The sequence below is a fragment of the Microbulbifer maximicatervae (SeqCode) genome, assembly GCF_052467955.1.
In genome coordinates this window covers 2,367,324-2,382,026 of record NZ_CP174329.1, presented here as the reverse complement: position 1 = coordinate 2,382,026, position 14,703 = coordinate 2,367,324, and the positions used below count along the sequence as shown (strand labels likewise).

The following is a 14,703-nucleotide window of genomic DNA, read 5'->3' as shown; positions in this document are numbered from 1 at the left end:
GACAATTATTTGTCGCAATCTAACAATAAATCATGGGCACATCTACCCAGTCTATAAGGCATAGAAATTTGCAGGGATAGGGATTGTGAAATCGACTCATTTCGATGTATTAATTATCGGCGCGGGACTCTCAGGGGTAGGAATGGCTTGTCATTTGAGTCGCGAATGCCCCAGGCGCAGCTTCGCCATTATCGAGCGGCGGGCACAAGTCGGCGGCACCTGGGACCTCTTTAAATACCCAGGCATTCGATCTGATTCCGATATGTACAGCTTCGGCTATGACTTCCAGCCCTGGTCCGGCGAGAAAATACTCGCGGATGGCCCATCTATCCAAAAATATATTGAAACCACCGCAAAGCAATACGACGTTAAAAAGAGAATTCACTTTGGAATTAATTTAACTACGGCGAACTGGTCCAGTACAGACCGAGCTTGGACTCTGGAAGGTCACAACACCGAATCTGGCAGCCCAGTGAGATATACCTGTAGTTTTCTGATTGCCTGTACTGGGTATTACGACCATAAAGAGGGCTACTTGCCGCAATATCCAGGTATAGAAAACTATCAAGGAAAACTGATTCATCCCCAACAGTGGCCAGAAAATCTGGACTACCGCAGCAAGCGTATTATCGTGATCGGCAGCGGCGCTACCGCTGTTACCCTGGTCCCCTCGCTCGCAACCACCGCCCAACATGTCACCATGTTGCAACGCTCCCCAAGCTATATCATTTCAGTTCCATCTATCGATAAAATCTCTCGTGTACTATCAAAATTTCTGCCAGCACCCTGGGTCCACAAGCTAGGACGCTGGCGCAATATCAAATTGCAGCGCTGGATTTTTAAAGCTGCTAAGCGCTGGCCTAACTTTATTAGAAAGTTACTATTAAAAGATGTAAGAAAAAGCCTTCCAGCTAATTACGATCTCAGTCACTTCGATCCCAGTTACAACCCCTGGGATCAACGTCTCTGCGTTGTACCTGACGGAGATCTGTTCTCTTCAATCTGCTCAGGGAAAGCTTCTGTTGCCACCGGTGAAATAGAAACCTTCTCAGATAAGGGTATCCTGCTTACGTCAGGGCAACAATTAGACGCAGACATTGTTATCAGTGCGACCGGATTAAAGTTACAAGTGCTAGGAGGTATCAAGCTCTGTATTGATGGTGCACCGGTAGCAGTCAATCAAAAGCTGACTTACAAAGCAGTGCTAATGGAGGGGGTTCCTAACATCTCATGGGTATTCGGCTATACCAACGCTCCCTGGACTCTTAAAGCAGACATTACCGCTCGCTATATTTGCCGATTATTCAAGTATATGGAAACAAATAACTTTCAAGTGTGTACAGCGATAGATAGCGAAGGCAGTTCTGAACAAGGTTCGGTAATGAGCAGCCTGGACTCTGGCTATGTAAAACGGGCAAATGGAGAACTTCCCAGGCAAGGTAAGCGCTATCCATGGCGCCTGTTAAATAACTATGAAGAGGACTGTAAGATACTCCTTGATTCAGCGATTGAGGATGAATTTTTAACTTTTTTGCCCCACCAAATTGACACCGAGAAAACTCAAAAGGCACAAGATAAAAACAACACATCCTCTATCGAAGTAAGCAGTATTTAAATTTCAGGCAGCATTAAGAATGCGAGCCTCGGCTCGCTTCTATTTTACCTTTCATCAGGTAGACAGATATAGATACTGCACAAGATCCCTAGCTCCAAGCCCAGACTAAAACCCCAAAGTGAACAACCGCAATCAACATTATTTGACCTAACAGTCCCGCCTCACAAAAAAGTAACAAACACTTCTAATTAATCCGCCACCGATGCCTTCTAGGAATTCGTTACGGGCTTCACGAAACCATATAATCATGGGGTAGCAAATCCGAATATTAGGTCACCAGACAGGATGGCTTATTGTGAGAGCTGTGAGTATTTTTTTAATTTTGTCCTCGCTATCAATAGCTTCAATGGCGTCTTCTGTAAGTATACAACTAGAAAACTGGGACAGCATTTGTCAAATTCAAGTTACTGGCGGAAAAAACCCGTCGTTCACAAATTTCCAAACTTTTAATAACATTAAAAGAGGCTGGTCAATTTCCAAGCCCTATCAAATATGCTATCGCCGGAATGAAGAACCTTCCCAATGTAATTCAAAAATGACGATGTGGCGGTGCAAACGGTATGTTCAATCTGAAGACCAGAAAGCAAATACTTTTCCTATATTCTAGGTTTTATCGTCTCCACCTTTAACGAAAGCTACCAAATTATGACGCTTGATCCAATATGCTGAACTTAAGCACCCAAGGATTGATATCAGAGGGAGCAACGAAGTCAACTTGCAATACAGTACGATCATCAGAAAACTGATACACCCATTTATTGTCAATAAACTTACCCTGCCCCTTCCTCCACTCGGGATTTCCTTTCATTTGCTCACCAAACCAGGCTTTTACAGTTTCCACATCACCGGAAAGCTGAAACGCGGTGTACCATTCTTCCAGGCTACCATAGCTATACTCCTTAGAAACAAACTTAATTGACTCAGGCAAGTCACCAAGGTTTGGCATGATTTTATCCGCCATCATCCCCCGGATATAGCCGCCCTCTGGCATCCACAGATACTCAATCTTCGCTGCGACACTTTTGGCTTTTTCAATCGTATCAACCTTGCTTACCAGATATAAAGCGCCGTCTATACCAGATGAAAGGCCAGCTGTTGTAATAAACTTGCCGTTATCAACAAACTTTTTATTCTTTACCAATTCAACATCTGAGAAGTTCTTCTCGAAAGAATCAAATGCTCCGCGAATGGTGGTTGCTTTCTTACCATCCAGGAGTCCGGTACTCGCCAAAATAAAAGCACCGTTACATACCGATAGAACATACTGAGCCTGTTTGGACTGCTCTTTAATCCACTGTAATACTTCCGGGCTCTCCATTGCTTCATTAATACTGCCCCCAGGGATAATTAATGCATCAAATTGATTGTCCTGATCGAAGCTGGTATCTGGAGCCACTTTAAGCCCCATGGCTGAAGTAATGGTTCCACCATCTTCCGAAACCGTTGTCAAACGATAATTAGCTTGCCCAAAAACTTCATAGGGACCGGCATAATCAATAGTTTGTGCACCATCGTACAATAATATTCCAATATGAAAGGCATCTTTTGATGTGGAGTGGGCCCAGACCATATTGCTAAAAAGCAGCGAGCATAGGCCAGCCCAGATTAAAGAACGCATGGCTATTTCCTTTTTATTTTGGTGAGATACATACTTAAATGCTTATCGGACATCTCATGCAAAGCTCAAACATATAGACGAGGTATTTCTAGGGGGTACAGCTAGAAGTTTAAGTTAGCGGAGTTGGTCACAAATGACATAAAGTCGACAAATTCAGACATCTACGATTAGGTAAGATAAGTTTTTATTTAAAAAATAATATTTAGATGGATATTGCCAATGCTTACACACTTTCTACTGCATTATATATCTCAACAGCGAAGAACATTTTCCAAAGTGAGTATTTTTCCTATGAGATATCCAAATAAATCTTCAAACCAAAATTAAATTAATTAAAATAGCCGTATCGGCCACTACAAGCATTCAGGATTTTATTTCTTCTAAGAGCAAGAGAAAAACACAGAGGAACAACTAACACTAAAATGAATTAGTTCAGACCAAATCTGACACATTCACTTGAAAAAGAAGGGTTTACCGGTTTTGATGAAGGTGCCTAAACCTACAAGTAAAACCAAGAGTATACTCCATACTCCATACTCCATACTCCATACTCCATACTCCATACTAATGATCGCATCATCAAATACATGATCCAATTACTAAATCTGGCAGAAGATCTCGGCAATATATCCAAAGCTTGCAAGATGCTGAGAGTATAGAGAGACATTTTCTATCGGTACAAGGAAGCTGTTTCAAGTGGCGGTGTGGACGCCCTTCTTGAGAAGAACCGGCGTATGCCCATCCACAAGAACTATGTTGAAACAATCATTGAAGAAACAGTGTTAACTTATGCCCTCTAAGAGCCTACCCATGGACAAGTTCGAGTTTCCAATGAACTGCGTAAACGCGGTGTATTTGTGTCCCCTAGTGGCGTTCGGAGTATCTGGTCACTGCATGACCTAGCTAACTTCAAATTGTGATTAATAGCACCTGAGGCCAAGGAAGCTGAGGAGGGACTGATCCTCACAGAATCACAGGTTCAAGCTTTAGAGAGAAAATGGCATGATGATGGAGCCTATAGTGAAATTGATACTCAACACCCACGCTATTTGGGCTCGTAAGATACTTTCTATGTAGGAACATTTAACGGCGGCGGACGTGTTTACCAACAAACTTACATCGATACCTATGCAAAGGTGGCTCACTGCAAGCTGTGTATCATCAAAACTCCAGTCACTGCGGCGGACCTTCCGAATAACCGTGTACTGCCGTTTTATGCCATACATGATCTACCTGTGCCGCGTATCCTTACCGGTCGCAGTACTGAATATTGTGGCAAGTAAGAGCAGCACGACTACCAGTTATCAGTGTATAATCGAAATAGAACACTCCAAGACAAAAGCCAGGCATCCACAAACTAACAGGATCTGTGAGCGCTTCCATAAGACCATTTTACAAGAAATCTACCAACCTTCATTACGCCGCAAGATCTATGTATCAATAGAAGAGTTACAAAAGGATCTGAACGAATGGATAACATATTCTAATAATGAGGGATGCCATCGGGGTAAGATGTGTTGCGATCGAACCACTCAATAGCAATTTTTGAAGATGGAAAAATAGCTGGAGGGAAGTACTCATAAACTAAATTTGCCCCAAAAGAGCACTTCCTGAAAAATCTGTAACTGTCGGATAAAGTCTGAACTACTACAAATATATAAGTATAATTTAATTTGGGGCAAGCCTGAGCTTACCCCAAATCAGCACAATTAATTTACACTATCAGAATGATAGACAATTGCCTGCCAAACATTTTGTTGGCCACCTATATAATTATCCAGGGTAGGATTCTTAATATAGCTCCAGGCAACTTTACCATTACCCAAGTACATAGGCTCATCCAAACCACCCCAACCGTAGTCAGTCAGTTTTACCGGACCCTCAAGTACATTTAAGTCAGCATCAATCTCCATTACATAGTAGGCTTTTGGCACCAGCATACGCATCGCATCACCACTCTTATTGTAACTGCGATTGTACGGGAGGTTATCGGAGATACACTGGAACTGCGCGTAACCAAATAAGTAACGGCCATTTTTTAGATCAACCAACTGGGGATCACTAATCTGGCAATCAGAATCCGTTGCCAGCCATTCAATGCCATTACCTTCAATACTGCCTTCCCCGTCAACTTTTGCAATACCTACACGTGTCAGAGAAGTAGTATCCAGGCATCTCCAGAGTAGAGACCCTGCCTGGAAATTACGGGATATTCACCACTGTCGATATATGAGAAGAAGCAATTGCGAATGCCGTTATCAGCACATTGCTCATCGAAGGGTCCATCGCCACTAATATCGATGCCTAGCTCGTCCTGTAAGAACATATCCATGTTTGCATCTTCAATATACTTCGGAGAGACAATAACTGAGAGGTTTGTATCGGCATCGACCGGGACAACTGTATGGCCACCACCGTTGGATATCATCGCACTTGTCGAGGGCACTAAATGATTATAGGTGCCTTCATAAACAGAGGATCCACTGTCCTCCATTTTAATGGCGATTGCATGCAGGCCGGGCGAGGGGTAGTAATCATTTCCATCGCTGGTGCACAGAGCCCCGTACATCTCATTCCCCGGATTATAAAAAGCTCGAATATTCAGAACATGGCCATGACCGCACGCCCAGTACCATCCCCGGTGATCATTTCCAGAAAAAGACATTGACCAGTCATCCCGATTGATTACCGTCAACCCTGCCGAATAATGCGAACCGCTAACGAGAACACGAGCAGTTACGGAAAACGCATAACTTGTGCGCCCCTGGCTATCATCCTCTACGTACAATAGCTCCTGAGCCCCCAAATGAGTGCCGCCATGCATTTTATTGACAACATAGGCATCTGGAGTTTCTGTTATAGGCTTGTTATCCCACTCCATTAGCCAGATCTGGTCATTATACTTCTCTTCATTATCGGTACCTGCAACACTGTCAAGATTATCTTCAATCTTCATCCAGGTTGTACCGTACTCCTCTACCAGATCTTTCTCGATATCATATCGCTCACTGGCCTTATATTCTGTATTGCATAAAACAGCTACCCTGGAGCAATCCGAACTGGCCGTAATACCATGTGACTCATAACATTGATTCAGAATGGTGGCGTTACCTGTTTGCTCGAAGCTCATGGTATCAGGGTTATATTGAAGCTCGTAAACGGACCCATAGGTTGTATCAGAGGCACTATTCCCCTCTGACAAAGTTGTGGATACATACATTTTTGGCTGGTCAGTATCCGTTGCACAGGAAGCCGTATAGCTACGGATAGGAATATCAATATTTTCCTCATCCTGCTCACTGTCCGTACGGCCAATATAGTGGGCCAGCTGGTAAACCTCCTGAGCATTTACCATTGCATTAGGCAAAGTGATATCTGTAGCGGTAATTGTCGCAAACCCGAGTTCAGCTGTTGACACATCTCCAACGGTTACAGTCGATGGGTCATTATCAGGCAATGACGAGTCATCTCCGCTACCACCTGAACCACTTCCTCCACCTTGATTACCTCCACTATTATCATCCCCACCATCGTTCACAGGTGGTGAATCGGTGTCAGAATCTGACGAACCACCTCCTCCACCACAAGCTGCAAGTGCCGCTGTTAGTGCAAGTACCAATAATTTCTGCCCGAATAACTTTTCCATAATCGCCTTAAGTGCCGTGTTTTTTATTTTGGTGTTAGGTACTGTCCAAAATATAAGTTCCAGACAGTCATGAAATGCAAAAGTGGGCGGAATTTTAGCGGAAACGAAATTTAATTCTGTGCGTAACTTAAAAAAATATGAACACAATAAGGAAGCTTAAAAATGAGAAAAACAGCACTGTAAATTTTTACTATTAGATACAAACGGGCTTAGGAATCAATAACTAAAATACATCAAGTTTCATTGGAAACTACTTATTTAGCACTCACTCTCAGAACTATAAATCAAAGAAGTTGAAATATGCACTAGAAGCAACTAAACGGACATGAAAACACAGTTAAAAATGCCACTTATACAGGAGGCCACCTTGCCTTCGCATTTAAACTAAAAAGCCCTGAGGCTAATGCCTAGAAGTCTGATGTCGACATCTTATCCATCGGTTCAGGCGTAACCAGGTTCCACCAGAAATCAAACCGGTCCATTAAAGAAAGTAATATCTTCAACTCTCCCGCATCGCCCTCAATTTTGATTTTCCCATCCTCCATCTTCTCCTGGATAGATGCACTACCCAAGATGATATCATTGAGATCTGAGCGGTTTATCTGCACACTGCTTCCTGGATTCTCAACTGGGGGGCCATAGTTCAACACCGCATTCTCAAGCACAAGCGCATACTTTTCTTTTACGTCCGGCATATTGATATTGATGGAGAGCTTTTTGCCAGTTGCCTTTGGGCCGTTGAGTCGAATTCCCAGATAATCAAAAATCAAACCAGCCGGCATACTGCGAATAGTGTCCGGGCTCGCAGTCAGAGGGACAGGGTATCTCTGGATACCATCCCGCAACTCCCTGGCACCACTTAAGAAAAAATTTCTCCAGGTGCCATTCTCCTGCTGATAACCCAATTGCTCTAACGCATCTGCCAATAGGTCTCTTGCTGCACGATTATTAGGCTCTGCGGAAACCAATTTATCGAGCACCTCCGCAACCCAGCGGTACTCTCCTGCCTCATAATCTTTCTTTGCCTGCTTGATAATATTGGCTGCCCCGCCCATATACTCGACGTACTTTATTCCCGCTGCCGTCGGTGGCATTGGATATAGGCGAGCGGGATTGCCATCGAAAAACCCCAGGTAGTAGTTCCATACCGCACGGGTATCGTGATTTACACTGCCGTAATAGCCGCGGTTGGCCCAATATTGTGAGAGTTCTGGAGGCAACTCCATCAGCTCAGCCGTTTGAACCATGTTGTACCCGTGATTGGCTAATCTCAGGGTTTGATCGTTGAGGTACTTGTATAGGTCGCGCTGCTTTTTCAGGTGATTCACCACATTCTCTGGCCCCCAGGTTGGCCAGTGATGGGGTGCAAACAGGACTTCGGCTTTTCCACCCCAGCGCTGCACGGTTTCATTGAGGTAGCGAGACCAGTCACGAGCATTTCGGACCTTTGCTCCCCGCAAGGTGTAGAGGTTGTGCAAAGTGTGGGTTGCGTTCTCAGCAGCGGTTACGGCTTTGAGTTGAGGAATATAGAAGTGCATTTCTGCCGGCGCTTCAGAGCCCGGCGCCAAGAGAAACTCAAAGATAAGTCCATCCAGTTCCAAAGTTTGCCCGGTCTCAACAATGGAGTCTGTCGGTTCTATCAGTGTGATGGTGCCAGTGGAGGTTTCAAGACCGAGGCCAGCCCCTAAGGTACCTTTGGGATCTTTAGGGATCAGGTTCCCGTACATAAAACTGGCACGACGCGCCATATGATTTCCTGCAAAGACATTTTCACTAACAGCTTCAATTAGGAAATCTTGCGGGGCTATTACCTTAACCTTGCCTGATTTTACATCTTCTTCATCGATAACACCGCGAACACCCCCATAGTGGTCAACGTGACTGTGGGTGTAGATCACAGCAACGACAGGCTTGTTTCCGCGATGCTGCCGATAGAGGTTCAACGCTGCTTCAGCCGTCTCGGCAGAAATCAGCGGGTCCATAACAATGACCCCGGTATCGCCCTCAATAAAAGTTATATTGGAGAGGTCCGCACTGCGAACCTGGTAGATTCGCGGTATCACCTCATAGAGACCGCCCTCCGAAATTAATTGCAGTTGCCGCCACAGACTGGGGTTGGCACTATCAGGAGCCTCTTTATCGCGAGCAAATTGAAATTGCTCCAAGTTCCATACCGTATCGCCTTTGCTGTTTTTAATAACACCATTATTTGGTAGAGGAGCGATAAACCCCCGCTTTACATCCTCAAAGTCCTTCCGATTTGCAAAGGGGAGCTCTTTCAGTACAGCCTGGTTTGATTTCATTGTGACGACACTGGCGGGATTGGGTTCTTTCGCCATGATACTTACGGTCGTTAGCGAACAGGCAAGGAATACTAGAAATAGCGAAAACAGCGGCAGCTTGTTAACGTTCATCAGTTGTTTCCTTTCCATGATTCGCAAAGTGATGCGGCAGAGTCCCTTGTAGAGGATAGGTAGGAAACTATTAAGCGGACGGGTATTTATGCCGGCATCAGGAGAATAACTGACAAATTTAGGGGGAAAGAAACAAAAAAGCCGGCGAAGAGCGCCGGCTTATGTGTCATTAAATATTATCTGACATCCAGTAAATGCCTGGCAATAATCAGGCGCTGGATCTCACTGGTACCTTCGTAGATTGTAGTGATTCTCACATCCCGACTCATACGTTCAAGTGGATATTCACGGGTATAGCCCACACCACCGTGCATTTGCAGAGCTAGATAACATGCCTCGTTAGCCTTCTCACTAGCGAACAGTTTGCCCATTGAAGCGGCAGGGCCAAACGGCATTCCGGCATCTTTCTGCCAAGCGGCTTGCAGCAATAGGAGTCGCGCACCTTCCATCTCAGTATATTTGTCGGCAAGCTGCCATTGCAGCCCCTGGAACTCCGCCAGTTTTTTACCAAACTGCTCCCGCTCATGCAGATAGGCCCGGGCACAATCCAAAGCTTCAAAGCCGATGCCCAGCGCCAGGGAGCCAATACCGATTCGGCCTCCAGCGAGTTCACCTGCAGCAATGCGAAAGCCGCGATTTTCTTCACCTAAAAGATGGGAGGCAGGAATACGACAATTGTCGAAAGAAACCTCATTGGTAACAGAGGCTTTCTGTCCCATTTTCTCTTCGGCCTTGCCAATCACCAGGCCAGGTGTGCCGGCTTCAACCAGGAAGCAGGAAATACCTTTGCCTTTAGGCGCGGAAGAATCTGTCACCGCCCAAACAACAAAAATACCAGCAAATTCGGCGCTACTGATAAAGAGCTTGCTGCCGTTAAGAACGTACTCATCACCCTGCTTCTCTGCACGGGTGCGCATTGAGGCCGCATCCGAACCGGAACCGGGCTCGGTGAGGCAAAAAGAACCCGCCGGGTATTCTCCACTACAGATTTTGGGGAGGTATTTTTGGCGCTGCTCTTCCGAACCTACCGCCTGAATAACCTCTGCCACCATATTGGTTACGGACGTGGTCGTTGCAACAGAGGCACAGCCCCGCGCCAGCTCGGCGATCGCCAGGGAGAATGCGACAGTGCCAGCACCAGTACCGCCGTAATTGGGATCAATATTGATTCCCATAAAGCCCAGCTCTGCCAATTGCTTGAGCTTTTCCAACAAGAGCTCTCTATTACCGGTCTTGTCGAGTTCGGCAGCAATGGGTTTCAGTTCACTGTCAGCAAATTGCTTTGCCGCATCCTGAATCATCTGCTGTTCTTCGCTCAGTGAAAAATCCATACAGTACCTACTTATAGTTATTACGGACAAATCACACGGCACCCACCTTGGTACCGCATCGCTATGCCGAGCATAATAAAAACCGCGCCGACAATGGTTGCCAATTCCACCTGTTCATCCATGAAATCAGCAATCAATCCCTATGATTGAGGCCTGAGGAGAGAATTCAGATTTCCACCCAGGTTCATAAAAAAGCCAACCAGCAAAATCGCTACAGTTCTCTCACTCCGCACAGGATATTTGACTGCGCTCAATTAGCGCCGCGAACCTTTCACACTGGGTTCTGGGTCCGGTACCGCTACAGCGGTATCAGTCTTCACTTCCTCCATCACCACATAGGTGTGGGTTTCCCGTACTCCCGGTACGGATGCCAGCTTTTCACCGAGGAAGCGGCGATAACCCAGCATATCCTTAATACGAATTTTCACCAGGTAGTCAAAACCACCGGCAACCATATGGCACTCCTGGACCTCCTCCAGTCCAGCCACATGCTCATTAAAGGCTTCCAATGCTTCAGTTGCTGTATTGTTCAGGGTCACCTGGATATAGACCACCAGGCCCGCATGAACTTTGAGCGGGTCGAGTAGCGCTACATAGTCGCGAATAAATCCTTCCCTTTCGAGCCGCTTGACTCGCTCCAGGCATGGGGTGGGACTAAGGTTAACCCGGCGCGCCAATTCCACATTCGGCAAGCGGCCGTGACGTTGCAGAATTCGCAGTATTTGGCGATCAATACGATCAAGATCTTCCAACTGTCGAGACATTACAAAATACCCTACTGGTAATCACGCAATTAGGCGTGATATTTAACCACAACTCGCGACATTATGGCGATTAATTCTAACGATTTTCGCACATAATCCGGTTTTTTATTCTGACCCTAGATATAGAGCTTGGGAGACGATATGTCGACAAACTTCGCCGGAGACCTCCAGAATGCCCGAGACCGGGCACGCGAGTATTTGCACGCCGACGAAAACCTCTGCGTGAGCGAGCTGCTGGCTGCGCCACGCCCCAGCGACGAGATGCGCAAGAAAATTCTGAACACCTCGCGCGCACTGGTTCATCATTCGCGACAGCAGCGCAGCAAGCGCGGAACGCTGGACGCTTTCCTTCAGCAATTCGGCCTTTCCAATAAGGAAGGGGTTGCATTGATGTGTCTGGCAGAGTCCCTGCTCCGGGTACCAGACGCCGATACTGCCGACAAACTAATCGCCGAGAAAGTGCATTCCGGCAACTGGTCCAGCCATCGTGGCCAGTCCGACTCCCTGTTTGTGAACGCCTCAACCTGGGGCCTGATGCTCACCGGCAGCGTGGTGGAGCTGGACCCAGATATCACCGAGCGTCCCTCCCACTGGATGAAACGCCTGGTTAGCCGTATCGGCGAGCCCATGGTGCGCACCTCCATGATGCAGGCCATGAAAATTATGGGTGGCCAGTACGTACTCGGCCGCACCATCAAGGAAGCCCTGAAACGCGGCCCCAAAGAAAACCTCCCGGGCACCCGCTTTTCCTTCGACATGCTGGGCGAAGGCGCCCGCACCATGGCCGACGCCCACCGCTACTTCGATGCCTATATGATGGCTATCGAAGAGATCGGCAAAGACAACACCCAGCGGGATGTGGTTGAGGCCAATGGTATTTCCATCAAGCTTTCTGCCCTGCACCCCCGCTACAGTGTGCTGCAGCGGGATCGCGTAATGGACGAATTGCTGCCCCAGGTGAAGCGTCTTTGTGTCGCCGCAGCCCAATACGATATGGGCCTGAATATCGATGCAGAAGAGGCAGACCGCCTGGATATCTCACTGGATATCTTCGAGGCGCTCGCCCGCGACCCCGAAATAAAAGACTGGCAAGGACTGGGCTTTGTACTCCAGGCCTACCAAAAGCGCGCCCCCCATGTCGCCGACTGGCTGATTGCCCTGGGCCGCGATACCGGCCGCAAGCTAATGGTACGCTTGGTTAAAGGCGCTTACTGGGATAGTGAAATCAAACACTCCCAGCAGATGGGCCTGCCGGATTACCCGGTGTACACGCGCAAATGCCACACCGATCTGTCATACCAGGTCTGCGCGAAAAAACTGTTGGAAGCTGGCGATGCAATCTATCCGCAATTTGCCACCCACAACGCCTACACCGTCGGGCTGATTCTTGAGTTAGCCAATGGCCGCACCGACTTTGAATTCCAGCGCCTGCACGGCATGGGCCACTTGCTGTACGCACAAATTGAAGCGGTACACGGCAAGCGTGTGCCCGTGCGCGTCTACGCACCCGTGGGGGCACATCGTGACTTACTGCCCTACCTGGTTCGTCGCCTGCTGGAAAACGGAGCTAATAGCTCCTTTGTTAACCGCTTTATGGACGAGGCAACGCCGGTTGAAGCCCTGGTCCAGGACACCCTGGAACAAAGCGAAGCCTGCAACCCCTACCGTCACCCGCAAATTCCTGTCCCGGAGAATATTTATATGGGCGCAGAAGCCCTGCCACGGAAAAACTCACACGGCATCGAACTGACTGATCCACTCTCCGTTGATCCCCTGCTGAAAGAGCTTGAACAGCAACGCGAAAAGCACTTCCTCGGTGGCCCTATCGTCAACGGCACCATGGGCGAAGCGGAAGAACCGGTTTACAACCCGGCAACCGGCGAAAAAATTGGACACACCGCGAATACTGATAAGCACCTTATTGAGCAGGCCTATGCCTCCGCCACTGAGGCGCAGATCGACTGGGATCGCCAGGGCGGAAAACACCGCGCGGATATTCTCGACAGAATTGCTGATCTCTACGAAGATAAAGCCAATGAACTGGCTGCAATTATTTGCATTGAAGCGGGCCGCACCCTAAATGATGGCATTAGTGAAGTGCGCGAAGCTATCGACTTCTGCCGCTACTACGCCAACGGCGCACGCCAGCATTTCAGTGAGCCCACCGAACTACCAGGCCCTACCGGTGAGCAAAATCAGCTGTATTTGAGTGGCCGTGGCACCTTCGTGTGCATCAGCCCTTGGAACTTCCCCCTGGCAATCTTTACCGGCCAGGTGGTTGCCGCACTCGCCGCCGGTAATGCCGTACTGGCCAAGCCCGCAGAGCAAACCCCCATCATTGCTGCACACGCCGTGCGCTTGATGCTCGATGCGGGCGTGCCGCCAAAAGTACTGCACTTGATCACAGGTACCGGTGCCGCAGTGGGCAAACTGCTGATCGAAGATCCCCGCCTGGGCGGTGTAGCCTTCACCGGCTCCACCGAAACTGCACGCCTGATCAACCAGCAGCTGGCAGCGAAAGAAGGCCCGATTGTACCGCTGATCGCCGAAACCGGCGGCCAGAATGTCATGGTCGTAGACTCCACCGCCCTGCCCGAGCAGGTGGTAGACGATGTGATTCAGTCTGCCTTCCTCAGTGCCGGTCAGCGCTGTTCCGCTCTGCGTATCCTGTGTGTACAGGATGTCATCGCCGATAACCTGCTGAATATGCTGAAAGGCGCGTGTGAAGAACTGACCCTCGGCGATCCCGGTAAACTGGATACCGATATCGGTCCGGTTATCGACGAAAAAGCCCTCGGCATGCTGGAATCCCACCGCGAGCGCATGGCGAGAGAAGCCAAGCCGCTATTTGCATTTGAGGAAGCGAAGAAGCCCAGCAAAGGCACCTTCTTCGGCCCGCAGGTAGTAGAGATTGAAGATTTCTCCGTGCTCAAGCGCGAGACTTTCGGACCTTTCCTACATGTAGTTCGCTTCAAGGCAGACGAGCTGGAAGACGTAATCCGCCGCATTAATGCCACCGGCTACGGCCTTACCTTCGGACTGCACTCCCGCATCGAAGGCCGTGCCCACGCTGTATTTAAGCGTATCAACGTCGGCAACTGCTATGTAAACCGCGATATGGTTGGTGCAGTAGTAGGTGTTAACCCCTTCGGCGGCCACGGCCTATCCGGCACCGGCCCCAAAGCCGGTGGCCCGCACTACCTATTCCGTTTCGCCAGCGAGAAAACCAAAACTATTAACACTGTTGCCACTGGCGGTAACACTGCACTGTTTACATTGGGGCAATAAGCTCCCATAAAACAATGAGAGAGCGGG

Annotated in this window: 8 protein-coding genes and 1 pseudogene; 3 read left to right on the top strand and 6 right to left on the bottom strand. The window is 48.1% G+C overall.

The window, feature by feature from the left end; all coding sequences use genetic code 11:
- The first annotated feature begins 85 nt into the window (after nt 1-85).
- A complete protein-coding gene (locus ACJJI5_RS10260; RefSeq protein WP_445356194.1) occupies nt 86-1,615 on the top strand; it encodes a flavin-containing monooxygenase in 1,530 nt (509 codons plus the stop codon).
- A 643-nt stretch (nt 1,616-2,258) separates the two neighbouring features.
- On the opposite strand, the gene ACJJI5_RS10255 is transcribed toward ACJJI5_RS10260, so the two are convergent.
- Entirely contained in the window at nt 2,259-3,233 is a 975-nt protein-coding gene (locus tag ACJJI5_RS10255) for a DJ-1/PfpI family protein (protein ID WP_445356193.1), read from the bottom strand.
- Between the two features lie 554 nt (nt 3,234-3,787).
- Here ACJJI5_RS10255 and ACJJI5_RS10250 point away from each other — a divergent pair.
- Nucleotides 3,788-4,772: pseudogene (locus tag ACJJI5_RS10250) on the top strand (helix-turn-helix domain-containing protein).
- A gap of 170 nt (nt 4,773-4,942) precedes the next feature.
- On the opposite strand, the gene ACJJI5_RS10245 reads toward ACJJI5_RS10250, so the two are convergent.
- The 5 genes from ACJJI5_RS10245 to ACJJI5_RS10225 form a co-directional block, all read right to left on the bottom strand.
- On the bottom strand, nt 4,943-5,284 hold the full coding sequence (locus ACJJI5_RS10245; RefSeq protein WP_445356192.1) for a hypothetical protein: 342 nt from the start codon (nt 5,282-5,284) through the stop codon (nt 4,943-4,945).
- Nucleotides 5,285-5,385: 101 nt separating this feature from the next.
- Nucleotides 5,386-6,879 (bottom strand): hypothetical protein, encoded by a 1,494-nt coding sequence (locus ACJJI5_RS10240; RefSeq protein WP_445356191.1) that lies wholly within the window; start codon nt 6,877-6,879, stop codon nt 5,386-5,388.
- Nucleotides 6,880-7,286: 407 nt separating this feature from the next.
- Complete coding sequence (locus ACJJI5_RS10235; RefSeq protein WP_445356190.1) at nt 7,287-9,293, bottom strand: alkyl/aryl-sulfatase; 2,007 nt, start codon at nt 9,291-9,293, stop codon at nt 7,287-7,289.
- 176 nt (nt 9,294-9,469) lie between these two features.
- Nucleotides 9,470-10,624 (bottom strand): acyl-CoA dehydrogenase family protein, encoded by a 1,155-nt coding sequence (locus ACJJI5_RS10230; RefSeq protein ID WP_413665396.1) that lies wholly within the window; start codon nt 10,622-10,624, stop codon nt 9,470-9,472.
- A 254-nt stretch (nt 10,625-10,878) separates the two neighbouring features.
- Nucleotides 10,879-11,388: an Lrp/AsnC ligand binding domain-containing protein gene (locus ACJJI5_RS10225; protein ID WP_108732847.1), complete on the bottom strand. Its 510-nt coding sequence runs from the start codon at nt 11,386-11,388 to the stop codon at nt 10,879-10,881.
- A 141-nt stretch (nt 11,389-11,529) separates the two neighbouring features.
- On the opposite strand from ACJJI5_RS10225, the gene putA reads away from it, so the two are divergent.
- Nucleotides 11,530-14,676, top strand: coding sequence for a bifunctional proline dehydrogenase/L-glutamate gamma-semialdehyde dehydrogenase PutA (gene putA / locus ACJJI5_RS10220; protein WP_445356189.1), 3,147 nt, complete (start codon nt 11,530-11,532; stop codon nt 14,674-14,676).
- Nucleotides 14,677-14,703: the final 27 nt, after the last annotated feature.